The sequence below is a fragment of the Paenalcaligenes hominis genome, from assembly GCF_041359055.1.
Lineage (GTDB): Bacteria > Pseudomonadota > Gammaproteobacteria > Burkholderiales > Burkholderiaceae_B > Paenalcaligenes > Paenalcaligenes hominis_A.
Genome location: NZ_JBGJKZ010000001.1, coordinates 197149 through 219020, shown reverse-complemented (window position 1 = coordinate 219020; position 21872 = coordinate 197149). Strand labels below are relative to the sequence as shown.

Sequence of the window (21872 nt, the reverse complement as noted above, 5' to 3'; positions counted from 1 at the left end):
GCTTTTTACCTCTAGGCTCGCGTCTGGACAATAAGCCCGGCACGAGCATGACAGTCAACTGAGCCACGAACTATAGCCCGTGGCTCTTCAAAGACTTAAACCGCAGGCTCAAAATCTTCCGATGGCACTTCCATTTCCATACCGAACCACTTAGCTTGTAAGGCAGCTAAAGATCCATCAGCATGCATAGCTTGCAAGGCTTCATCGAAAGCATTGAGTAAAGAGCGACTGTCTTCGTCTTTACGCATGAAATAGGCAAAATACACTTTTTTGCCAAAAGGCGGCTGTACCACCTCAAATACATTAGGACGTTGTTTAGCTACGTAAGCAATATTAGTAATGGAGTTAGCCACGGCCACTAAGCGGCCCGATACAATGTCCGCATAGGCTTGATTGTTATCAATATACTCACGCACATCGACAGGCTTATCTAAGGTCGCCACAAAGTCTTTCAACTGTTCCAGCTGAGCTGAGCCTTTACCTCCACCTACCGCAAAGCCTGCGATATCTTCTGATTTTTGTAGGTCTTTATTTTTTGCACTTTTTAATAATGCGACCGAACCATCTGCCACAGGCAAGGTGAAGGCATATCTTTCCTTACGAGCTTTTGTTACCAAGATAGGGCCACCACCCATATCAAATTTTTTAGCATCTAAACCAGGCAACACACTCGGCCACGGCAGGTCTATGAAACGAATTTTGACGCCTAACCGCTTACCTACCACTTCAAATAAGTCTTTGTTAAAACCAGTTTGTTTACCATTTTCATGAAAGTCAAACGGAGCAAACTGCATCTCCGTCCCGACCACTAGTTCGCCCGATTTTTTCACTCTTTCTAATAAGTCTTCCGCATAAACAGGAGCGGACAACACGCCTAGGGTGAGTAAAGCTGCACATGCTTTGCTTAACTGTTTGATCCACATTTTTGTCTCCTTTACAGGCACACATCAGGCTCTGACGCAGCAAGCTAAATGTCTACCATTTATGTTGTTTTAAATGAGCACGCGGTAGTGGTCACCCTCCTTTGGTTTCCACTACCGCTTTTTGAAGAGTTTGCGAACTACGTCAAACCAACAATTAGTGCTTTTCCTTTTATGGATTTTTAAGAAAATTCATCATACTGCTATCAAAAAGTATATACATACCAAAGGAGCTGTCAATTGGGAATCGAGAGCTTAATGGTTTGTTTTAGGGAAAACACTCAGAGAGATCATTCAATTACTAGTTCACCAAGAAGATCGATTACCTCCATCAATACCGACTATTTTTCGATCAACCCAATGAGCCATCGCAGCGTAACGGTTTTTTTAAGCAGAAGTAGAACGCTCTATAAAGCGGCGTGCGCTAAGGCATAAATACGCTGTATCATTTGCGCTAGTCCAGTAGCTCTGCCTTGAGTTAACTGCTGTGCTAAACCCAAGTGCTGAATAAAATCAGGGGATGAAGCCACGATGTCCTTTGCCCGCTGACCTGAATACACCTTAACAAGCAGCGCTACCAAGCCCAAAACCAAATCCGAATCGCTAGTTGCTTTAAAAAATACACGTTCGTCTTTTGTTATAGCCGTTAACCAAACCTTTGCCTGACAGCCAAAAAGCTGTGTAGCCCCACTTTTTAAAGCCGGCTCTAAGGGGGGCAAAGCTCGACCTAGCTCAATTAAATAACGATAGCGTTCAGTCCAATCTGCTAACAGTTCAAAATCTTGAATCAATGCGTGCTGTTTTTGTTGAATGGTCTCATCGTATTGACCCAAAGCGTTTTGTGAGCTGGGTTTAGACGAAGGCTCTGTTAACATGAATTTCTAATCCTCTGTATTGGGTGAAATAGGCTTGTTTTAAGCATTATCTATCCTCTTTTGAAGCCACATAAACGATATGTTATAACATAACAATTTTAGCTTACTCAATGATGGGACGCAAACAAGCTAAGCACGGTACAGCGCTGTCATAGAACCTCGTGCTAGGATGGATTAAATACGGCAAACGGCGGAATTTTACTTTTAAGGAAAAGCCTATGAGTGAACTACCCACTACTCCATCATCCGATGCCAACCCTTTACGTCAGATGTTGCTTGCACGCGAAGCCACCCTAGGCGAAAACATGCTGATCCGGCGTTTATTACCCCATCGCCAACGGCGCATGATCGGCGCGTGGTGTTTTTTTGATCACGCCGGACCAGCCGATGTCAGCCAAGGGCCTGGCGTACGGGTCGGCCCTCATCCTCATACTGGCTTGCAGACTTTTAGCTGGATGGTCGATGGCGAAATTCTGCACCGCGACAGCTTAGGTTATGAACAACTGCTTCAAAAAGGCCAAGTGAATCTCATGACTGCAGGACGAGGGATTGCGCACTCCGAAGAATCCCCTGCTCAACGTTCAGATGTACTACAGCTTGCCCAATTTTGGATTGCTCTACCCCAAGATAAGCGGTTTATTGAGCCAGCATTTGAGCATTATCCTGAGCTACCACGCCTAACGCATCAAAACGCCTTACTCACAGTTTTAGTCGGTGAGTTCATGGCCCAACGCTCTCCTGTCGTGGTGTATTCAGATTTAGTCGGTGTCGACATCACGACTACTCAGCCCACACAACTTGATTTGCCATTAAATCCGAGATTCGAATATGGTCTTGCCGTATTAACAGGTCACGCCCAAGCAGATGGTCAAGACTTAACTCCAGGCTCTCTACTTTATTTCTCGCCTGGGCAATCCCACCTTACACTTAACATCACCGAAGCCAGTCAAATTATTCTTATTGGCGGTGCACCTTTTAATGAAAACATATTCCTCTATTGGAATTTTGTTGAGCGCAATAAAGCCGAGGTTTTAGAGTCAATCCGGCTGTGGCATGAAACCGATCATTTTGGCGTCGTAAAAAACTACGATGGTCCGCCCCTTGCTGCTCCTAAACTCACTTAACCAACGTTCACCCCTGATCTTCTCCCTAAACACGGCTGAACCAACTCTTATAAAGCTCATAAAACCTCAAAATGGTCTCCTTTTTAAGAGAGACCATTTATTTTTGCTGTGTTTGTTTCTATTTAAAATGCTTCGTTACAGTACAAAATCCGCATATCTTCTTTTAAGGGTTATTCCTTGTTTGGCTAGCTAACACAAGGGTGCTACTCTTTACCCAGTCAAACTGTATACAATATTTTATATGTAGTTTGAGCATAACTATAACTAAAGCACATTATCTAATTGCTATAGGAGATTGGTACCAATGGAGCAAATAGAGTTAGTTCAGCTGGGTATTTCACACTGGTTGTACGTTTTTACTGTAGTCACAATTATTATTTCCATCATTTTTCGCCGTGATGTGATTATTCCATCGCTAATTGGGTTATTTCTTATTGGTTTTTTTACAGAAACCCCGCATGTAGGCTTAGTCAACAACATAATTTTCTCAGTTCAAGTCATCTTTGATGGCTTACTTAATGCAGGAAAACAGCTGTTTAATATTATGTTGGTCATTGCCATTATGGTGGCTCTGCTTAGTGCATTACGCCAACAAGGGGCAGATAGACTCATGGTAGAACCCATGAAAAAGCTAATGATTGGGCCTTGGTCCGCATTTTTTGTGCTAGGTATTTCCATGTACATAGCGGCTATATTTTTCTGGCCGACTCCATCTATTGCCTTAGTTGGTACCGTGCTTTTACCGGTAGCTGTACAGATGGGTTTACCCGCCATGGCAGCTGCTGTTTCAGTCAATCTTTTTGGTCACGGCATGGCCTTATCGGCCGACCCTGTTATCCAAGGGGCCAATCGACTTACGGCAACCGCAGCTGGTATTGGTACCGAAGAAGTGCTGCCCTATGCATTTTTATTTTCTACAGTAACTGGCGTCGTTGCTATAGCCATTGCGCTATACACATTAAAGCGCGATATGAAAAACGGTAAATTGCCTGCCCCGGCTCCTACCGCATTAAGCAGCACAGATACCAACACAGCAACTCGTCCTGTAGCACTACGTGGTGCTCGATGTTTTGCTCTATTGGTTCCTTTAGTTTTGTTATGTATTGTGGTGCTGATGATTTATCGCGCACTTTTTGCGCCAGAAAGCGCCATACGAGGAGGTGCTGCCACTGCTTTGCTGGGGGGATCTGCCGCTTTATTGCTCATCTTGACCTGTATGGTTTCACAAGGGAAGCAGTGCTTAGAAAATATTACTCTGCATATTCGTGAGGGTTTCATGTTTGCAGTAAAAATCTTTGCCCCGGTTATTCCTATCGCTGGTTTTTTCTTTTTAGGTCACCCTAAACAGGCCGAAGCGGTCATTGGTGCAGGTGCATCAGGGTATTTATTTGATATTGGCAATAACATTGGTTATTTTATTGACGGTAGTAAATTCCTTTTAACCTCAGGTATTGCGTTTATTGGTATCTTGTCTGGCTTAGATGGTTCAGGTTTTTCAGGTTTGCCGTTAGTTGGATCACTGTCTGCCGCCCTAACCTCGGGTACAGAGCTAAACCCGGGGGTATTAGCCGCAGTAGGGCAAGTTGCAGCCGTCTTCGCCGGTGGCGGAACCCTAACGGCGTGGGCCTTTGGCATGGCCGCTGACGCCGGTATTGCAGGCGTTAACCCAGCTGAACTAGCTCGTAGGAATTTTGTTCCGGTGATTGCTGGTTTACTGGTCTCTTCGCTACTAGCCGTGTACTTAATCTAAAAACAGCGACTCAAACTGTATACAATTTGAGATTAAACGGATTCCATCTTGCCTTGACGCCTCTACTTACTAGTAGGGGCGTTGTGCATTTAGCTTAGCTAACCCACGGTTTTTGTTAACTCATCAATCTAGAACTTCCAGTTTAATACGGCTCCGCCCATTCTCTTGATAAAGTTTAGCAAGCAGCGCTATCCACTTGTATAGTAGCTATAACAGACTTATTAAATAAAGAGCACCACTCCCAGTTCAACGGATTACTTTTATTTGGAAAATATCATGATGTCTGAACTTGTGATTCTTTTAGTTGTTGTCGTTGCTGCCGCTATTGTCTTTGGGGGAGTAAAAACCGTACCACAAGGACAAAACTGGACCGTAGAACGTTTTGGTCGGTACACGCGCACCTTGGAGTCAGGTCTACATTTTATTGTGCCCATTGCTGACCGCATCGGTAAAAAACTAGTTGTGATGGAAACCGTTTTAGATATTCCCCCACAAAATGTTATCTCAAAAGACAACGTAGCCATCATCGCGGATTGCGTCACCTTTTATCAAATCATTGAACCCGCAAAAGCCGCCTATCAAGTCAACAATTTAGAAGTAGGTATAGAAAACCTCACCATCACTAATCTACGCTCAGTACTAGGTGCCATGGATCTGGACTACATGCTAAGCAATCGCCAAGACATCAACACCAAACTACTAGAGGCGGTAGATGAGGCCACTCAGCCTTGGGGGGTAAAAGTCACCCGTATTGAAATACGTGACCTCAGCATGTCAGCAGAACTTCAAGACGCCATGAACCTACAAATGACGGCTGAACGCAAACGTCGTGCTTTAGTGACCGAAGCCGAGGGCAACCGTAAAGCTCAGGTCTTGCAAGCAGAAGGTGCTAAAGAAGCAGCAGTACTGCGTGCCCAAGGCGAAAGAGACGCCGCTTTTCTGGAGGCAGAGGCTCGTGAGCGCACTGCTGAAGCTGAAGCCAAATCCACCACCTTAGTGTCTCAAGCCATCAAAGACGGTGATATTGCTGCCATTCAATACTTTCTAGGCACGGAATACATCAAAGCCTTAGGCACTATAGGCTCGGCAGAGAACTCAAAACTAGTGCTAATGCCCCTAGAAGCAAGTGGCGTTGCTAGCAGCATTGCAGGGATCGCCCAAGTACTACAACAAACCACCAAGGAATAAACCATGACTGTGTTTGGTGTTGACCTCAACTCCCCCTTAGTCTGGCTCGCATTAGGCTTGGTATTAGTGTTTCTTGAACTACTCGTGCCTGGAGTGTATTTACTTTGGATAGGGCTAGCTGCTTTATTAGTAGCTCTGCCCGCTAGCTTCATGAGCACACCCGCCCCCTATTTACTCCTGCTTTTTTTTGTTGTTTTTATGGGCATTAGCATCTGGATTGGCTTGCGCTTCCAAGCCCGCAAAAGCGCAGCAGCCTCCAAGCTAAATCAAGGCCCCCACGCCTATCTGGGTCAAACAGTCACCGTGCTTAGCGGTAATACCTCGTCCTATCAGCCTATCCGTGTCCAGCTCGCCGGCACCAGCTACAACGCTTATTGTGATCAAACGGTCAAAGCCGGCGATAAAGTTCAAATCACTCAAGTCGAAGATGGGCGCATTAGTGTGAGTAAAATTGCGCCACGCTCAGAACCAAGTGAGTAGAAGATAAAAAGAGAGACTTGCTCTCTTTTTAGTCTTATCTAGATCTTAGATATTTAAATATTGGTAATATAAAAATCCCTAAAGACAACAAAATGAAAACCATTGATACTGGACTATATAAAAATACTAAATAGTCGCCATCAGACATCATTAAAGCTCTTCTAAATGAGGTTTCAACTATAGGTCCTAGAACAAAGCCCAAAACAAAGGGAGCCAAAGGCAGACTAAACTTTGCCATCAATAAAGCAAAGAGTCCTATAAATATCATCACCCAAACGTCAAAAGTATTAAAATCCGTAGCATATGCACCTAAAACGGAAAATACAACAATAATGGGCATCAAGTAATGAGAAGGTATACCTAAAACTTTAGGAAAAACTCGTAAAGTAGCAAATTGAAAAAACAAAACAAATACAGCTATTAATAAAAAAGCAGCATATATAGAGCTAATAATTTGCGGATTCTCAACATACAGTAGTGGGCCTGGTTGTAGCCCATGAATCATAAATGCCCCAATCAAAATAGCGGTAACCCCATCCCCTGGTATCCCTAAAGTAATTAATGGAAGTAAGGCACCACCTATGCTGGCATTATTAGCACTTTCTGATGCCCAAAGCCCTTCAGTAGTTCCTTTACCAAAACTATCTGGTTGCTTAGAAGATTGCTGAGCTACACCATAAGCAATCATATTAGAAGCTGTTCCACCTACACCAGGCAGAATACCAATACCTGTTCCTATTAAAGACGAACGAATAATATTCCAACCATTACTGAACACATCTTTAATCGAAACACCAACACCTTTGACGGCTAAGTTTATTTTTAATGGAGGGCTATCATTATAAATTTCTCTTAAAACCTGAGAAAGTGCGAATAAGCCTATCATTACAGGAACAACAGAAAAACCTGCCATTAAAGAGACGGAACCAAAAGTAAATCTAGCCGCACCATCCAGAGGAGCAAAACCAACCGTGCCAATTAATAATCCTAACAAGGCAGAAAGATAACCATTGATTGCTGCACCCCTAGCTAAAACAGCAACCAAGGCTAACGCCATAAAAGAAATTGAAAAATAATCAGCAGGTGTCAATCTAATAGCAAATTTTGAAATTAAAGGAGCAAAAGCGATTAATATGCCAAGACTAAGTATCCCGCCAAAGAAGGAGGCTAAGGCGCAGGTACCCAAAGCTTTAACAGCCTCACCCCGCATAGCCATTGGATACCCTTCGAATGTCGTAGCCACAGAAGATGGTGTACCTGGCATATTTAAAAGTACCGCTGTGACCATTCCACCTGAAATCCCAGCAATATAGACTGCTACCAACACAGCAAGTCCCACTTCTGGACTCATTCCATATGTCAGAGGCAAAATAATTGCTACTGCCATCGCCGCATTAAGACCAGGTAAAGTGCCTACAATTAAACCTATAACTCCTGAGCCCAAAATTAATAACAACGAATAGGGCTCTAAAAGCTCTACTAAGCTTCCTAAGAATATGTCTAACATTCCCTACTCCTAAATAAACAAACCGGCTGGTAAGGGAATAGAAAAAACTTCCTCAAAAACCAAATAAATAGCCGCTGTAAAACCAAGAGCCCACACCACACTATATAAAAGTTTATTTTTGGTACTTTTATTTAAAAAGAAGAAGCTAATCAACAAAAACAAAGCTGTTGCACTATAGGCCCCCAACCACTCAAAAGCCAAAGCTAACACCATAATTAACAGCAAAAATACATAACAACGTGTCAGCTTTGGTGACCACAGCCCCAAAGCTTTAGACTTGGTGGGAGACTTAGCTTTTGTTTGAGAGGGTTGGCTTTTTATGCTTATCAAAAACTGCAATATAGCTAGTCCTCCCATTACTATTGCTATTGCTCGGGGAAATACACGGGGCCCAGGGTCTCCGCCCTCGCCCAGTGGAAAAGTACCTGCATACATATAAACAGCAACTGCTAGAGCAATAAAAGCCAAAGCGAGTACTTGCCTTTTCTCTCTTATCATTTAGCTTCTCCTCTAGGTATTACTTAGTCAATAGAGAGCGAGTTTTTTCATCTTCGGCAGTTAAATACTCATGAGCTTTAGATGAGTCAACATAATCAATAACAGCCGAAATCTGTTGCATCCCTTCTTTAAATGTCTCTGTCTCAACTAATCGAGAATGAGTCTGATCCAATACCTCCGTTATCTTTGCATTGCTTTTAGTAGGTATAAGAATATTCAGTACCAACGGTAGATCAATATCTACGTTCGCACTTGCTGTGGTAGGCCAATCGGGTGCAGCTGGATCCGATTTATCACTCGCCACTGCAAGTACCTTTACGTCACCACTTCTTTGATATTGCAAGCCATTCACTACTCCAAACGTAGTCATAGCAATCTGTTCGCTAAGAATCATGGGTATACGTTGTCCCTCACTCCCTGAGTCCACAATACGCAATCTACCGTCTACCACTTTATTTAATGCTTCTGCTTTTAGCTGTGACCCGCCCCCCATTTGAATCCCCATCGTCAGAGGCTCGCTAGAGTTTTTGGCGTATTCGACAAACTCGGCGAGTGTATTGTAAGGAGCATTACGTGGCACTACATAGGCTTCATTTAACTTCGCTAAAACAGCAGAGGCCTTGTAGTCTTGGATTGAGTATGGCGAACGGCCTGTCACATGAGCAATATGCAGACCACTGTTCCCAAACAGCAATACAGAGCCATCTGGGCGTCCTTGTGCTACAGACTGAAACGCTGAAACACCTCCTCCGCCTGCCTGATTAATTACAGCTACTTTAGCGGTACTTATTTCCTCAAAGGCCCGAGCATATACTCGCGCAGCCATATCAGTGGGTCCACCTGGCGCGGCTGGTACGAATAGTCGTATTGACTTAACTGGATAACTAATCTTATTTTGTGCTTGGACTGTAGACACGCTCAAAGCTAGAGCCATTACTGACAAACCCACTCGTAATAAATTTTTCATGTTTTGTCTCCTCCAGATGATATTAAAGTGCTTTGATATAAGCGGTTTTTACTGTTGTATAAAACTCTGCAGCATAACGGCCTTGTTCTCTTGGGCCATAACTAGAGCCTTTACGTCCACCAAACGGAACGTGATAATCGACCCCAGCAGTTGGCACATTCACCATGACCATGCCCACTTCACTTCGTCGTTTAAACTCCTGCGCATAATAAAGACTGCTTGTACATATACCAGCAGCCAAGCCAAAATCAGTTGCATTCGCCAGTGTTAAAGCCTCTTCAAAATCAGCCACTTTATGTAACGTTGCAAACGGTCCAAATACTTCTTCTTGAGCGATACGCATAGAAGACGTTACATTTTCGAATAAGATTGGACGGATAAAATACCCCTGTAGCTCCTCACTTAAATCCTCGCCCCCTTGAACCAAATGAGCGCCCTCCTTTTGCCCTAAAGCTAGATACTCTTTAGTTTTATTAAGCTGTGCTTTATTAGCCAAAGGTCCAACATGAGTATGGCTGTCTCTTGCATCACCTATTACAAGCGCTCTCATTCGCTCGGTAAGCTTAGACAAAAACAAATCGTAAATTCCTTCTGTCACAATCAAGCGTGACGAAGCAGTACAACGCTGTCCAGTCGAATAAAACGCGCCGTTAATTGCACACTCCACGGCATTATCCACATCCGCATCATCCAACACGATTAATGGGTTTTTCCCACCCATCTCCAGTTGAAACTTCTTCCCTAGCTCAACACACTGCTCTCCTATGCGCTGTCCTATAGCTCGTGACCCTGTAAAGCTAATCGCCTGGATATGTCTACTCTCAACCAGTGCTTGCCCTACCTCACTGCCTGTACCCATCACTAGATTAACCACCCCAGCTGGTAACCCTGCCTGTTCTAAAATACGGACGAGTTGGTAGGCCAAGGCAGGTACTTCTTCAGAAGGTTTAAAGACCACACAGTTTCCATAAGCCAAAGCGGGTGCTATTTTCCATGCAGGAATAGCAATAGGAAAATTCCACGGGGTAATTAAACCCACTACACCTATTGGTTCTCTAGTTATCTCAACGGTTAGATCGGAACGAGTTGATGGCAAAATTTCCCCGTTTAGACGCAAGCACTCTCCAGCAAAAAAATGGAAAATCTGGGCAGCCCTAGTGACCTCTCCTATCCCTTCTGCTTTCGTTTTACCCTCTTCTCGGGCTAACAAGTCTCCAAGCTCATTAACCTTTTCTAGGATAAGATCGCCCACTTTTTTCAATATGTCATGACGAGCCTGCACCCCTGTTCGTGACCACAGTAAAAATGCTTTGGCAGCAGCCGCTCCAGCTTGCTCTACATCATTCCGTGTTGCTAAAGAAAACTCTCCAACACAATCATTCCAATTGGAGGGATTTATACTTTTAATCGTCTCTGTACCTGCTACCCAGGCACCATCTATATAGTTCGTTGCTGTCATTGCGTACCCTTTCTTGTTGCTTTCCATGCTTCATATTTACGTTGTGACTCAGGGTTAGTGGGTGGATACAAGCCAATCACCGCAGCACCCTTTTTGACCTCTTCCATTACAAAATCTTCAAAGGAAGTCATTTCTATACACTCTTGAGCGATCTCTGCCACTAAAGCTGAAGGAATAACAACCACTCCTTCGGCATCGCCCACTAAAATATCACCGGGAAAGACGGCTACATCACCACATGCGATAGGCACATTCAAATCAATGGCCTCGTTAAAACCTAAATTGGTCGGAGCTGAAGGGCGTGAATGATAAGCGGGTATAGTAAAATTAGCTATTTCAGGTGAGTCTCGAAACCCTCCATCAGTCACCACTCCCACAACCCCTCTCTGAGCTAAACGCTGGATTAAGATTGACCCTGCCGAAGCAACTCGGGCATCTTTACGACTATCCATAACAAGCACAGCTCCTACTGGGCACTCCTCAACAGCGACCCGTTGCGGGTGATCAGGTCGTTTAAATACCTCTAACCCATTACGATCTTCACGCGCTGGTATATATCGCAGGGTATACGCAGGGCCTACCATGTTAGGTAAATCAGAGTTGAGTGGATACACATTTTGTATGTACTGATTACGTAGACCCCGCTTAAATAAAGCAGTACATAATGTAGCTGTACTAACTTGCATCAACTTGGCTTTTATTTCCTCAGTAAACTCGCTCATAACTTCCCCTCAAAAAATATCTGGCTCAGCCACTGCCGCACCAAAATCTGGTTTTAGAAAATCAAAATCACAACCTAAATGTGCTTGTTCAATATGTTTCAAATACACCCAGCCATAACCTCGCTCATATTTTGGCGTAGGCTGTTGCCAGTGACTCTTGCGTTCGAGAAGCTCTTGCTCACTTACATGTAAATGAATAGAACGATTAGCTACATCCACCGAAATAACATCGCCTGTTTTGACGAAAGCTAAAGGTCCGCCTATATGCGACTCGGGAGAAACATGCAAAATGCAACTGCCATAACTAGTCCCACTCATCCGTGCATCAGACAAGCGCAACATATCGCGTATGCCTTCTTTTAATAATTTTTTAGGAATAGGCAACATGCCCCATTCGGGCATACCCGGCCCACCTTGTGGACCGGCATTTCTTAATATCAAAATGTGGTCTGCAGTAACATCTAGATCCTCATTCTCAACGGCAGCCAACAATGTGGGGTAATCATCAAAAACAAGGGCAGGACCTGTATGCTTATGTAGTCTAGATTCAGCTGCGCTCGGTTTGATCACACACCCATTAGGCGCTAGGTTTCCACGCAGTACAGCTAAAGCTCCTTCATGATATAAAGGCTTATTCAATGGCCTGATCACATCATCGTTATACACTTCGGCTTCTGCTGTTACGGTACCCAAATCCTTACCTTCTACATTTTTTGCAGCTAAAAATAGCTTCTCATGTAAGCGTTTAATTAATGCAGGTAATCCACCGGCATAATAAAAATCTTCCATTAAATAGGTGGTGCCACTGGGCCTAATATTTGCAATAACAGGAATCTCCCGACTTGCTTGGTCAAAATCACTTAAATCCAGCGGTATGCTGCAACGATGTGCCATCGCTAATAAATGCACTACTGCATTTGTTGAGCAACCCAATGCCATCGCTACCTTTACAGCATTCTGAAAGGACTCAGCCGAGAGTATGTCACTTGGTTTTAAATCCTCTTTCACCATCTCGACAATTCTGCGGCCACTAGCCGCGGCCATCCGGGGGTGATTAGCATCAGGAGCAGGAATGGATGAGGCTCCTGACAAACACATGCCTAAAACTTCCGCAATCGAAGTCATTGTGCTTGCGGTACCCATCGTCATACACGTACCATGACTACGCGCAATTCCCGTCTCAACTTCCAACCACTGTGTTTGGCTGAGGTGACCAGCTTGACGCTCATCCCACAAACGCCAAGCATCCGAGCCTGAGCCTAAGGTCTGACCTTTCCAGTTTCCTCTTAACATCGGACCAGCTGGAATAAAAATAGAAGGTATGTCAGCGCTAATAGCCCCCATTAATAGACCTGGAGTCGTTTTATCGCACCCCCCCATTAACACCGCCCCATCTATCGGATGACTTCGGATTAACTCTTCGGTTTCCATAGCAAGAAAGTTTCTATACAACATAGTGGTCGGCTTTACGAAAGATTCGGACACCGAAATGGCCGGTAGTTCCACCGGAAACCCTCCCGCTTGTAAAACCCCTCGTTTCACATCCTCAACGCGTTGCTTAAAGTGTGCATGGCAAGGATTGAGATCCGACCAAGTATTGATAATGGCAATAATGGGCCTTCCACTCCAATCTACGGGGTCATACCCCATTTGCATCATGCGCGAACGATGTCCAAAGGAACGCAAATCATCTTTCCCCATCCATCTTTCACTACGTAAAGGACGTCGCTCTTCCGTCATTTCTTACTCCTATTGTGATATCTGGCCGAACTGAAACACTAATATATTACTATATTAAAAAATATAAAATGAGGGTAAACTACTAAGAAATGATTAATAGCGATTGGAAGTAAAATGAGCCAAACTCAATTTATATTGTCACCCGTAGAGCTAGATCGATCTCGCCACGCTGCTCCTCAGATTAGTGAAATTCTCAGAAATCACATTTTAAATTTGCAGCTTGTTCCACAGACTGTACTCTCTAGAGCTGAACTATCAGAGTGTTTTGGAGTAAGCTTAACGCCTATTCGAGATGCTTTACTTAGCCTAAGTGCTGAAGGTCTGGTCGATATTTACCCTCAACATGCCACTACAGTAAGTAAAATTGACATTAGAAAAGCTAAGCAAGCCCATTTTCTACGCCGTTCTATAGAGCTAGAGGTAGTAAGAACATTAGCTCAACAACACACAGAACAACAAATTTATGAACTCGAAGATAGTATTGCTTTGCAGAAAAAAGCTTTAGAGCGAAATGACTGGGATACCCTGAGCAAAACTGACAAACTGTTCCACCAGCAAATGCACCGTGCGGTTAATGTAGAAGAGTTATGGCAATTACAACAAAGCTCTAATGGTCATCTCGATAGATTACGACGCCTACATTTACCGGAAACAGGAAAAGGAGAACGAATCATTAAAGAGCATGAAGCTATCGTTCAAGCAATAAAAAACAATGATATTCCACAAGCAGAACAAGCGTTAAGACACCATCTCTCTGAAACACTGTCTCACATAACTAATATTTGTAAGCTTTATCCCGATTACATCCGTTTAGACACTATCACTTAACAAATCAATCACTACTTCACTTTCCCCTGCTTAGTCTCTACATCCTGCAAAATCCATTCTAATCGCACCACGCCATAGAAGAATGAGAACCTCTAACTATGAGGGTAATGACTAAGATCCGGTCAGACTTACTAAGTGCTTTATCTACTCATCTTAGCTAAATGTGATAAGGATGCATTTTTAAACACCATCCTCTCTAGCTGTGGGTCAAATCCTACGCTTTAAGGCAAGCTCCTTTACCCATCACAAAACACTTCTAAAATAAAGCAAAGCGCGGTCAAGTGTAAAAAACATTTAACATGAATTAAATTCATATTAAATTGAAAAACTATCGTTATCATTTAGCGCTTAAAAAGCCTATTATTCATCTATTGATTTTTTCACTCATGCTGAAGCATGAGGACGTTTTTTAGAGGTATTACATGTCTTTATTCCGATCCTTGCCCCCTTTCCGTGCCGATGTGGTGGGCAGCTATTTACGTCCAGCCGCTTTAAAGCAAGCACGTCAAGCCTTTGAAAAAGGCGAGCTATCTGCCAGTGGGTTACGTGAAGAAGAAGACAAGGCCATTCGTCACAGCGTACATAATCAGTGCAGTTGCGGCCTACACGTTGTTACCGATGGCGAGTTCCGTCGCACTTGGTGGCACTTTGACTTTTTTGATGGACTCGAGGGCGTAGAGCGTTACGATACCGAAGAAGGCATTCAATTCTCTGGCGTACAAACCAAATCACACAACGTGCGTGTAATAGGTAAAGTTAAATTTGGTGATCACCCCATGCTCAAAGACTTCGAGTTCTTAAAGTCACTCGAGTCCGGAGCCACACCTAAAATGACTATCCCTAGTCCCAGCGTTTTGCATTTCCGTGGTGGCCGCAATGTAGTTAGCCCCGACGTTTACCCCGATTTAAACGAGTTTTTCGACGATTTAGTTCAAACTTATCGTGATGCTCTGGCTGCTTTCTATAAGGCAGGTTGCCGCTATCTACAGTTGGATGACACCGTATGGGCCTACCTCTGCTCCGAAGAACAAAAACAAATTGTGCGTGATCGCGGCGATGATCCCGATGTGCTCGCTAAAACCTACGCCAATGTCTTAAACCGCATTCTCGAAGGCAAGCCTGATGACCTCGTTATCGGCCTACATGTATGTCGTGGCAATTTCCGCTCCACTTGGATTTCTTCTGGTGGTTACGAGCCTGTTGCCGAATTGCTATTTGGCACAGTAAATGTAGATGCTTTCTTCTTAGAGTATGACAACGATCGCTCTGGCGACTTCCGTCCTTTGCGTTTTATAAAACCAGGTCATCAACAAGTTGTATTGGGTTTAGTCACCACTAAAACCGGTGAACTCGAAGACAAAGACTTAATTAAAGCCCGTATTCAGGAAGCCTCACAATACGTACCCCTAGAGCAAATTTGTCTCAGCCCACAGTGTGGCTTCTCTTCTACCGAAGAAGGCAACAACATCACTGAAGACGAGCAAGACGCCAAGCTACGTTTTGTTGTAGAAATCGCTAACGAGGTTTGGGGCGCACCCAACAACTAAATCTCTACGATTTACACCTGTTAGCTACACCAGAGAGCTCTTAGGAGCTCTTTTTTTACCCTTTTTCAACGCCAGATCGTTTTATACGGCATTAGCCGTGCTTTGTCATGAGCTCTTCGACCACCCCTTCTCCTTTAACTTTACGTCAGCATTTAGATGCTGCCTCCATGGGCGCTTTGCAATGGCGCGCCATTGTTTTATGTTTTTTAATTAATGCCATCGATGGCATTGATGTATTGGTAATGGCGTTCACCGCCTCTGCCGTTACCAAAGACTGGGGCCTAAATAACGTAGTACTCGGCTGGCTGCTGTCAGCAGGTATTATTGGTATGACCGTGGGTTCTGTGTTTTTAGCCCCATTATCTGACCGATGGGGTCGTCGCCCTATGGTATTAGCAAGTCTGGCAGCAGCCGGGGCGTTTATGGTGGCTACTGAGTGGATTAATGACCCATGGACACTGGGCGTATTACGCTTTTTAACTGGGATAGGAATTGGCTGTAGCATTGTGAACGCCAACGTACTCACCAGCGAATACGCCAATGCCAAATGGCGCGCACTGGCTATTGGTTTGCAATCCGTTGGTTTTGCACTAGGTGCCACCTTAGGCGGCATGATGGCAGCCTACTTATTAAAAAATAATGCTTGGCAAGACGTATTTGTCTGGGGCGGCATCTTAACGTGGATCACTGCACTTTTGATTGCAATTGGCCTACCTGAATCCCTTGATCAACTGCTACAAGGACGCCATCACAACGATAAACAGCGCGCCCAACTTCTACTCAAGCGCCTAGGGCACGGCCACTTATCCATTTCTGCAAACCCTGCTCCCAGCGCTAAGCCCAACGCTTTACAAGCTCTTCAGCTATTGTGGGCCCCCGGCGCTTTACGCACGTGGCTACTGGGCGGTAGTTTTTTTGCGTTGATGTTTAGCTTTTACTTTGTGACCAGTTGGACACCCAAACTGCTTGAACAAGCAGGTCTTTCTGCCGATAAAGGTGTAGCCGGTGGCGTACTGCTGCATGTGGGCGGTATGCTGGGCGCTTTGGCTTTAGGCTTATTAGCTAGTCGCTGGCATTTGCAACGCGTGGCCCAATCGTTGATGATATTAGGCGTCTTTGCCTTGTGTGCCGTCATTCCAGCCACCGGTTGGTCACTGCCTGCAGCCATTGCGTTAGGGATTGCCATTGGTTTTTTAATTAATGGTTCCATTGCCGGACTTTATGCCACTACCCCACAAAGCTTTGAAGCAGCTACCCGCAGCTCTGGTGTAGGCATGGTGCTTGCTTTTGCACGCTTAGGCGGCATGGCCTCCCCTGTCGTAGCAGGACATTTATTGGAGGCCAACTGGTCCGTTAGCCATTTGTATTGGTTGTATGCGGGAGCCTTATTATTGGCTGCAACTTTTTTACAGCTATTTTTAAAAACTCAGCACCGTTAGGTCTAGGTCTTAAAACACAAAAAGCCCAGTGATATGAACTGGGCTTTTTAATAAGAAAAAACGTACATAGCATCTAGTTTTTTAAAGAAGCACATACTATTTAATAAATAAGGCTATTTCTCAATTTTCCATATTTAAATAGTAATTAAACTAATCCGTTTTATTATTGTTTTGCTTTTCTATTCTTTCTTTTACGTAGTTATCTTCATCCTCACAAGCACTGCATTGCATCTTGCCCCCAAGCAAATCAAACAGTGCTAAATTATCTTCAACGGACGCTTTGGTCTGGCTAGGTCTACTTTCCAAATGGCCCTGACCGATGTACTTTTGTACTTGGGTTTGCTGCTCGACCGATAACATCTCATAGCCAAAACCAATGGCTTTTTCTACGATATCTATATCTTTTTTATCTATTTTCCCATTAGCAAGCAAGTCTTTTAAAAACGCAGTCTGTGTGTTATTCATAGTTGGCTCCCATCCTTGATAGCCAAGTAAATAAATGAACGGTGTACTACTAAAGCTTTTTCCTTATAAAAGCCACAGCACAACCGTTGGCTTCGCAGAGTATTTCATCTTTATTTTACTCCATCTGCTTTTTTCTGATGATTCTTTGGTAGCTATTACTAAGAAAACAACTCAAGCTCATCTGCTGTTTTTACAGCACTTTCAAGCAAGGAATTAATCATTAATGCTTTCTTTAAGATGTTTAGCGAAAAGAACGGCTTGCTCTTTTTCTAATTTAGAAATGCTAATACGTATGGCTTCTCTATTTTTTCAACTTGAAACGCTTGCCCCGACCTAACTAGTCGGCCATGCTCAGCTAATGAATGAATAAACTCGGCAAAAAACTTCTAAAACTAGATCTAATATGGAGTCTACAAATGCTAACAGGATTAAGTGTGTTTCCCTTAACACCAATGAATAAAGTGCAGATAGATGAGGTCGCTTATAAGACATTAATCCAACGGTTAGCAGCCAACGCCGTAAACTCTATTTGTACCTTAGGCTCTACAGGGAATTATATGTACCTCAGCCGGGCAGAACGAGCCAAAGTTACCGCATGGACCATAGAAAAAGCAGAAACCATACCTGTGATAGTAGGAATAGGCTCATTACGTGTTAAAGACGTTTTACTATTCGCCGAAGACGCACAACGGGCCGGGGCAAGCGCTGTACTTTTAGCCCCCGTTTCTTATCAAGAGCTCACTAAGTCAGAGGTTTTTAATTTGTACAAGTTGGTTAATGCCGAGCTATCCATACCCTTATGTGTTTATGACAACCCTAGAACGACGCATTTTTCTTTTACCGATGAACTGCTAGGGAAAATTGCCTAGCTATCTCAGGTAAGCTCCATTAAAATTCCTCCTGTACCCACCGATCTAACAGCAGCCAAACATCGCATTGCAGCACTACGCTCTAAAATTCCTGCTCATGTCAGTCTAGGAATTAGCGGTGATCCATTTGCAGCAACAGCATTGCATGCAGGGTGTGATACGTGGTACTCCGTTACAGTAGGGCTATTTCCCCAAACAGCTTTGACCATTACGCGGGCTGCACAAACAGGAAACACCGCATTAACAGTACAACTATCCCAACAACTAGATGGTTTATGGTCTTTTTTTACGCAGTATGGTAGCTTGCGGACCATTGCTACTGCAGCAGAAATCTTAGGGTTTACAACATCACCTAGCCCTCCTCTGCCTTTAAAAACCCTAGAAAAAACGCAAGAGAAAAATTAAAACAACTACTGGACCAGCTAGCATTGAACTAATCGCCTAGGAAATGCAGAGAAAATGAGGCATTGCTTAATGTGCTTATTATTTGCATTGCCTCATCAGCTTTATTCATAGGCACAAACACATGATCATGGTGATACGCTGCAATAACATTTGCACTAATACCTTCTTTGGCTAACGCCCCAGCTACTACAGCCGTTAACCCAACCGCCTCTAAACTTGAATAAACAGATAATGTAATTCGTTTAAACGTAGACTCAGTGCAAGCGCCTAGGCTTTGTGCCTGAGGCTTAGCTAAAATCAGGGTCAAGCCTTCCTCCTCGACAAAGATCGCCAAAGGCTCAAGGCTAAGATAATTATTTAAATCGCCATTCACCGTACAAAAAACATACTCCTTGGGGTCTAAGACCGGCTGTAAATTTTCTAATAACGTTGCTAAATCAAGAATGGCCATTTTATTTTTCCAAATACTGATCAATTAACGGCGCAATGTGTGCCGCATGAGTAAACCCCAAGTCATTCTTTGCTTCTTTAAACACGTGTAAAAGCGCAGTAGGCTTAGTTAGCTGAGCAACCTAGCCAAAGCTCATACTCACTTACGCCAATCCCGCGGCGCTAAACCAAACTGACGACGAAAGCATCGACTAAAATAAGCACTATCCTGAAAGCCCATTTCATAAGCAATTTGGGTCACGCTCGACGTAGGCTCGGTTTTTAATCGGTCAGCAGCTCGACTTAAACGACTTTCTAAAATATAGGCAGAGGGCGTCGTCGACTCTAAAGAAAAAAGATGTTGAACTGTTCTTACAGAAACATGTAAATACTCTGCAATGCTTTGTGTATTCAGCGAAGGGTCAGTAAAGTTATTTGCCACAAATGTCTTTGCACGACGTAAGCTTAGTCGCTGTGTGTTCTGGGATAGCGTTGCAGCAGCGCCATCAGAATAACGCATAGCCATAGCTAACAGGTCAAAAAACACTTCTGTCACTTCCTCTGCCCAACCCGGTAAATTTTCTGCATACTCACCGTGCCGCCACATAGACAAGAGAAACTCTTGCAATATTTTTGCACTCATTGCACTAGGAATTGGTTTTTCTAATGCCTCATCAAGATCCGCAAGGCGATGCCGTAACGGTTCTAAAGGCATTTCCACCACCAATAGCTCATGATCTTGGGATAATGATAAGTCATAGCCTATATAGGGCGAGCTTATAACAAAGTTACCCGTATTTAACATGGCCTCGCTCCCCTTATGCTTAATCCCCCCCATACCTCGATTTAAAAAATGCAAAATTAATCGCTGTGATGATTGAGCACAGTTTTGTTTACGTTGGACTCGCGAGGCATCTGAGCGCGGTCTAAGCAACACCAAAGGTCCTACATTCCAACGAAGCATTTCTGCCCTAAATCCTGCTGAAGCACTATCAATTCGAGTTCCCGATAACGTGCTATCACACAGAGAGTTCCAAAAAGCTAGGCGTTTTTGGGGTTGAATTTGAAATGTAGAGAACTGCTCAATTTGCTGCATCAAGGTCTCCTTGTAATTCCCCTATTTTTCTAGTCGTTTATGAACAGGGTCATGGGGTTCTGCCTGTTTATGCTTAGGGCCGCCTCCCTAAAACACCTACTCATTGATACTTAAAATAGCTTACTCAAGGAACGCTTTCCGCACACTCCGTCAAGACCCTATATGTTTTGCGCTCCTATACCTATAGGCCTCGTTTTTATCCAAGAACCAAATAACAGCACTTAATAAAATCGAGGTAATAATCAAAAAAGTAGGAGACATGTATGACAACCGTATCGGATACAGCAGCAACACTAGTTGATACCGAACCTCATCGGTTCGGACGCTATCAGTACACCCTCATTGCCTTACTTAGCTTAAATTTCGGTATTGTTTTCTTCGACCGAAATGCCGTTAGCTTTTTAATGCCATTCATCCAACCTGAATTGGGAATTAGCCATACTCAGGTCGGGATCTTAGTCAGCGCACTCTCCTTTAGCTGGGCTATCTCAGCCCTAGTCGTAGGCAAGCTTTCTGACAGTCTAGGCAAAAGAAAACTGCTACTCGTTCTTTCGACCATTGCTTTTTCGTTATGCTCATTTCTCAGCGGTTTAGCCAGCTCTTTTGCCTTTCTGTTAGCAACACGACTACTCATGGGTGTCGCGGAGGGTGGCGTTCTACCAATTAGTCATGCCATGGTGGCTTCTGAAGTACCAGCAGAACGTCGAGGCTTAGCCCAAGGCATTACACAAAACTTTGGCTCAAACCTACTGGGATCTTTTGTCGCTCCTGTACTACTCGTCTCTTTTGCTAGCTACTTTGGTTGGCGTGAAGCCTTTTTTCTTGCTGGTATCCCAGGCCTAGTGTGTGCCGCACTCATGTGGTTTTACTTGGACGAGCCAGCCTCTTTAGAAAAATCACAAAAAGAAACCGCTTCTGTTAGCGTATTTAGCGTTTTAAAAGACCGTAACGTACAAATATGCGTTGCTCTTAGCATCTTGCTTGTGTCCTACCTCGTCGTTTGCTGGGTGTTTATGCCTCTCTACCTAACCCAAGTAAAAGGGGTGTCTCCAACCAGCATGGGGTGGTTAATGGGCACTCTAGGGGTCTCTGCCACATTGGGTAGTTTTATCATCACAGGCCTATCAGATCGCTTTGGACGACGCCCTCTTTTAATTCTCATGCCCTTAATTGGAGTGATCTTGCCACTCGGGGCTCTCTACTTTACTGGTTCTGTTTGGGTATTAGCCATTATTTTCTTCTTTGGCTGGGGCTTTAACGGCACATTGCCACTCTTTATGGCCACCGTTCCCTCTGAAAGTGTAGACCCTCGATTAGTAGCAACCGCCTTAGGACTGAGTATGGGGGCAGGTGAGCTAATAGGTGGCGTGCTCTCACCCTTTTTAACGGGCATGTTAGCCGACCAATTTGGTTTGCAATCCGCGCTTTGGCTAATGTTTGCCTTAGCTCTTCTCGCTAGCCTCTGTGCATGTGGTCTACGGGAAACCGCACCATCTCGCCTCAAGACCCTCACGCAAACTGCTTAAACACAGACTTACTTTTAACTACACAACAATGACTAAAC

The 21872-nt window shown here is 44.0% G+C and carries 20 protein-coding genes and 1 pseudogene; 10 read left to right on the top strand and 11 right to left on the bottom strand.

Annotation, left to right across the window (positions count from 1 at the left end; translation table 11 throughout):
* Positions 1-95: 95 nt before the first annotated feature.
* The gene (locus tag ACBP46_RS01035) at positions 96-923 is read right to left on the bottom strand and encodes a transporter substrate-binding domain-containing protein (RefSeq protein WP_371014881.1); all 828 of its coding nucleotides are present in this window, start codon (positions 921-923) and stop codon (positions 96-98) included.
* 48 nt (positions 924-971) lie between these two features.
* Here ACBP46_RS01035 and ACBP46_RS01030 point away from each other — a divergent pair, with 48 nt between their 5' ends.
* A complete protein-coding gene (locus ACBP46_RS01030; RefSeq protein WP_371014880.1) occupies positions 972-1106 on the top strand; it encodes a hypothetical protein in 135 nt (44 codons plus the stop codon).
* A gap of 221 nt (positions 1107-1327) precedes the next feature.
* On the opposite strand, the gene ACBP46_RS01025 is transcribed toward ACBP46_RS01030, so the two are convergent.
* Positions 1328-1795: a SufE family protein gene (locus ACBP46_RS01025; RefSeq protein ID WP_371014879.1), complete on the bottom strand. Its 468-nt coding sequence runs from the start codon at positions 1793-1795 to the stop codon at positions 1328-1330.
* 218 nt (positions 1796-2013) lie between these two features.
* Between ACBP46_RS01025 and ACBP46_RS01020 the strand changes: the two genes are divergently transcribed.
* The 4 genes from ACBP46_RS01020 to ACBP46_RS01005 all read left to right on the top strand — a co-directional run bounded on the left by ACBP46_RS01020 (position 2014) and on the right by ACBP46_RS01005 (position 6337).
* A complete protein-coding gene (locus ACBP46_RS01020) occupies positions 2014-2919 on the top strand; it encodes a pirin family protein (RefSeq protein ID WP_371014878.1) in 906 nt (301 codons plus the stop codon).
* A gap of 304 nt (positions 2920-3223) precedes the next feature.
* On the top strand, positions 3224-4669 hold the full coding sequence (locus ACBP46_RS01015) for a hypothetical protein (protein ID WP_371014877.1): 1446 nt from the start codon (positions 3224-3226) through the stop codon (positions 4667-4669).
* Positions 4670-4945: 276 nt separating this feature from the next.
* Positions 4946-5857 (top strand): SPFH domain-containing protein, encoded by a 912-nt coding sequence (locus ACBP46_RS01010; protein ID WP_371014876.1) that lies wholly within the window; start codon positions 4946-4948, stop codon positions 5855-5857.
* Between the two features lie 3 nt (positions 5858-5860).
* Positions 5861-6337, top strand: a complete 477-nt coding sequence (locus tag ACBP46_RS01005) for an NfeD family protein (RefSeq protein WP_371014875.1) — start codon at positions 5861-5863, stop codon at positions 6335-6337.
* 34 nt (positions 6338-6371) lie between these two features.
* On the opposite strand, the gene ACBP46_RS01000 is transcribed toward ACBP46_RS01005, so the two are convergent.
* From ACBP46_RS01000 to araD, 6 genes are read right to left on the bottom strand one after another with little or no spacing between them, the layout of a single operon-like run.
* Positions 6372-7844: a tripartite tricarboxylate transporter permease gene (locus tag ACBP46_RS01000; RefSeq protein ID WP_371014874.1), complete on the bottom strand. Its 1473-nt coding sequence runs from the start codon at positions 7842-7844 to the stop codon at positions 6372-6374.
* A 9-nt stretch (positions 7845-7853) separates the two neighbouring features.
* Positions 7854-8342 carry a tripartite tricarboxylate transporter TctB family protein gene (locus ACBP46_RS00995; RefSeq protein WP_371014873.1) on the bottom strand — a complete coding sequence of 163 codons (489 nt, stop codon included), beginning with the start codon at positions 8340-8342 and terminating at the stop codon, positions 7854-7856.
* Positions 8343-8361: 19 nt separating this feature from the next.
* Positions 8362-9309 (bottom strand): tripartite tricarboxylate transporter substrate binding protein, encoded by a 948-nt coding sequence (locus ACBP46_RS00990; protein ID WP_371014872.1) that lies wholly within the window; start codon positions 9307-9309, stop codon positions 8362-8364.
* A gap of 22 nt (positions 9310-9331) precedes the next feature.
* Complete coding sequence (locus tag ACBP46_RS00985; protein WP_371014871.1) at positions 9332-10768, bottom strand: aldehyde dehydrogenase family protein; 1437 nt, start codon at positions 10766-10768, stop codon at positions 9332-9334.
* Positions 10765-11490: a ribonuclease activity regulator RraA gene (locus tag ACBP46_RS00980; protein ID WP_371014870.1), complete on the bottom strand. Its 726-nt coding sequence runs from the start codon at positions 11488-11490 to the stop codon at positions 10765-10767. The genes ACBP46_RS00985 and ACBP46_RS00980 overlap by 4 nt, the downstream gene beginning before the upstream one ends.
* A 9-nt stretch (positions 11491-11499) precedes the next feature.
* On the bottom strand, positions 11500-13230 hold the full coding sequence (gene araD / locus ACBP46_RS00975) for an L-arabinonate dehydratase (protein WP_371014869.1): 1731 nt from the start codon (positions 13228-13230) through the stop codon (positions 11500-11502).
* A gap of 114 nt (positions 13231-13344) precedes the next feature.
* Here araD and ACBP46_RS00970 point away from each other — a divergent pair, with 114 nt between their 5' ends.
* From ACBP46_RS00970 to ACBP46_RS00960, 3 genes are all read left to right on the top strand, one after another.
* On the top strand, positions 13345-14058 hold the full coding sequence (locus tag ACBP46_RS00970; RefSeq protein ID WP_371014868.1) for a GntR family transcriptional regulator: 714 nt from the start codon (positions 13345-13347) through the stop codon (positions 14056-14058).
* A 422-nt stretch (positions 14059-14480) separates the two neighbouring features.
* Positions 14481-15605, top strand: coding sequence for a cobalamin-independent methionine synthase II family protein (locus tag ACBP46_RS00965; protein WP_371014867.1), 1125 nt, complete (start codon positions 14481-14483; stop codon positions 15603-15605).
* A gap of 107 nt (positions 15606-15712) precedes the next feature.
* A complete protein-coding gene (locus ACBP46_RS00960) occupies positions 15713-17044 on the top strand; it encodes an MFS transporter (RefSeq protein WP_371014866.1) in 1332 nt (443 codons plus the stop codon).
* 150 nt (positions 17045-17194) lie between these two features.
* On the opposite strand, the gene ACBP46_RS00955 is transcribed toward ACBP46_RS00960, so the two are convergent.
* The gene (locus ACBP46_RS00955; protein ID WP_371014865.1) at positions 17195-17509 is read right to left on the bottom strand and encodes a hypothetical protein; all 315 of its coding nucleotides are present in this window, start codon (positions 17507-17509) and stop codon (positions 17195-17197) included.
* A gap of 362 nt (positions 17510-17871) precedes the next feature.
* On the opposite strand from ACBP46_RS00955, the pseudogene ACBP46_RS00950 reads away from it, so the two are divergent.
* A pseudogene (locus ACBP46_RS00950) lies at positions 17872-18783 on the top strand (dihydrodipicolinate synthase family protein).
* A gap of 28 nt (positions 18784-18811) precedes the next feature.
* On the opposite strand, the gene ACBP46_RS00945 reads toward ACBP46_RS00950, so the two are convergent.
* A complete protein-coding gene (locus tag ACBP46_RS00945) occupies positions 18812-19234 on the bottom strand; it encodes an ACT domain-containing protein (protein WP_371014864.1) in 423 nt (140 codons plus the stop codon).
* 138 nt (positions 19235-19372) lie between these two features.
* On the bottom strand, positions 19373-20308 hold the full coding sequence (locus ACBP46_RS00940) for an AraC family transcriptional regulator (RefSeq protein ID WP_371014863.1): 936 nt from the start codon (positions 20306-20308) through the stop codon (positions 19373-19375).
* Positions 20309-20571: 263 nt separating this feature from the next.
* On the opposite strand from ACBP46_RS00940, the gene ACBP46_RS00935 reads away from it, so the two are divergent.
* Positions 20572-21834, top strand: a complete 1263-nt coding sequence (locus ACBP46_RS00935; protein ID WP_371014862.1) for an MFS transporter — start codon at positions 20572-20574, stop codon at positions 21832-21834.
* Positions 21835-21872: the final 38 nt, after the last annotated feature.

Excerpts from the sequence above, each read along its gene's own strand:
- ACBP46_RS01035 (WP_371014881.1), bottom strand. The coding sequence starts at position 923 with ATGTGGATCAAACAGTTAAGCAAAGCATGTGCAGCTTTACTCACCCTA.
- ACBP46_RS01030 (WP_371014880.1), top strand. The coding sequence starts at position 972 with ATGTCTACCATTTATGTTGTTTTAAATGAGCACGCGGTAGTGGTCACC.
- ACBP46_RS01025 (WP_371014879.1), bottom strand. The coding sequence starts at position 1,795 with ATGTTAACAGAGCCTTCGTCTAAACCCAGCTCACAAAACGCTTTGGGT.
- ACBP46_RS01020 (WP_371014878.1), top strand. The coding sequence starts at position 2,014 with ATGAGTGAACTACCCACTACTCCATCATCCGATGCCAACCCTTTACGT.
- ACBP46_RS01015 (WP_371014877.1), top strand. The coding sequence starts at position 3,224 with ATGGAGCAAATAGAGTTAGTTCAGCTGGGTATTTCACACTGGTTGTAC.
- ACBP46_RS01010 (WP_371014876.1), top strand. The coding sequence starts at position 4,946 with ATGATGTCTGAACTTGTGATTCTTTTAGTTGTTGTCGTTGCTGCCGCT.
- ACBP46_RS01005 (WP_371014875.1), top strand. The coding sequence starts at position 5,861 with ATGACTGTGTTTGGTGTTGACCTCAACTCCCCCTTAGTCTGGCTCGCA.
- ACBP46_RS01000 (WP_371014874.1), bottom strand. The coding sequence starts at position 7,844 with ATGTTAGACATATTCTTAGGAAGCTTAGTAGAGCTTTTAGAGCCCTAT.
- ACBP46_RS00995 (WP_371014873.1), bottom strand. The coding sequence starts at position 8,342 with ATGATAAGAGAGAAAAGGCAAGTACTCGCTTTGGCTTTTATTGCTCTA.
- ACBP46_RS00990 (WP_371014872.1), bottom strand. The coding sequence starts at position 9,309 with ATGAAAAATTTATTACGAGTGGGTTTGTCAGTAATGGCTCTAGCTTTG.
- ACBP46_RS00985 (WP_371014871.1), bottom strand. The coding sequence starts at position 10,768 with ATGACAGCAACGAACTATATAGATGGTGCCTGGGTAGCAGGTACAGAG.
- ACBP46_RS00980 (WP_371014870.1), bottom strand. The coding sequence starts at position 11,490 with ATGAGCGAGTTTACTGAGGAAATAAAAGCCAAGTTGATGCAAGTTAGT.
- araD (WP_371014869.1), bottom strand. The coding sequence starts at position 13,230 with ATGACGGAAGAGCGACGTCCTTTACGTAGTGAAAGATGGATGGGGAAA.
- ACBP46_RS00970 (WP_371014868.1), top strand. The coding sequence starts at position 13,345 with ATGAGCCAAACTCAATTTATATTGTCACCCGTAGAGCTAGATCGATCT.
- ACBP46_RS00965 (WP_371014867.1), top strand. The coding sequence starts at position 14,481 with ATGTCTTTATTCCGATCCTTGCCCCCTTTCCGTGCCGATGTGGTGGGC.
- ACBP46_RS00960 (WP_371014866.1), top strand. The coding sequence starts at position 15,713 with ATGAGCTCTTCGACCACCCCTTCTCCTTTAACTTTACGTCAGCATTTA.
- ACBP46_RS00955 (WP_371014865.1), bottom strand. The coding sequence starts at position 17,509 with ATGAATAACACACAGACTGCGTTTTTAAAAGACTTGCTTGCTAATGGG.
- ACBP46_RS00945 (WP_371014864.1), bottom strand. The coding sequence starts at position 19,234 with ATGGCCATTCTTGATTTAGCAACGTTATTAGAAAATTTACAGCCGGTC.
- ACBP46_RS00940 (WP_371014863.1), bottom strand. The coding sequence starts at position 20,308 with ATGCAGCAAATTGAGCAGTTCTCTACATTTCAAATTCAACCCCAAAAA.
- ACBP46_RS00935 (WP_371014862.1), top strand. The coding sequence starts at position 20,572 with ATGACAACCGTATCGGATACAGCAGCAACACTAGTTGATACCGAACCT.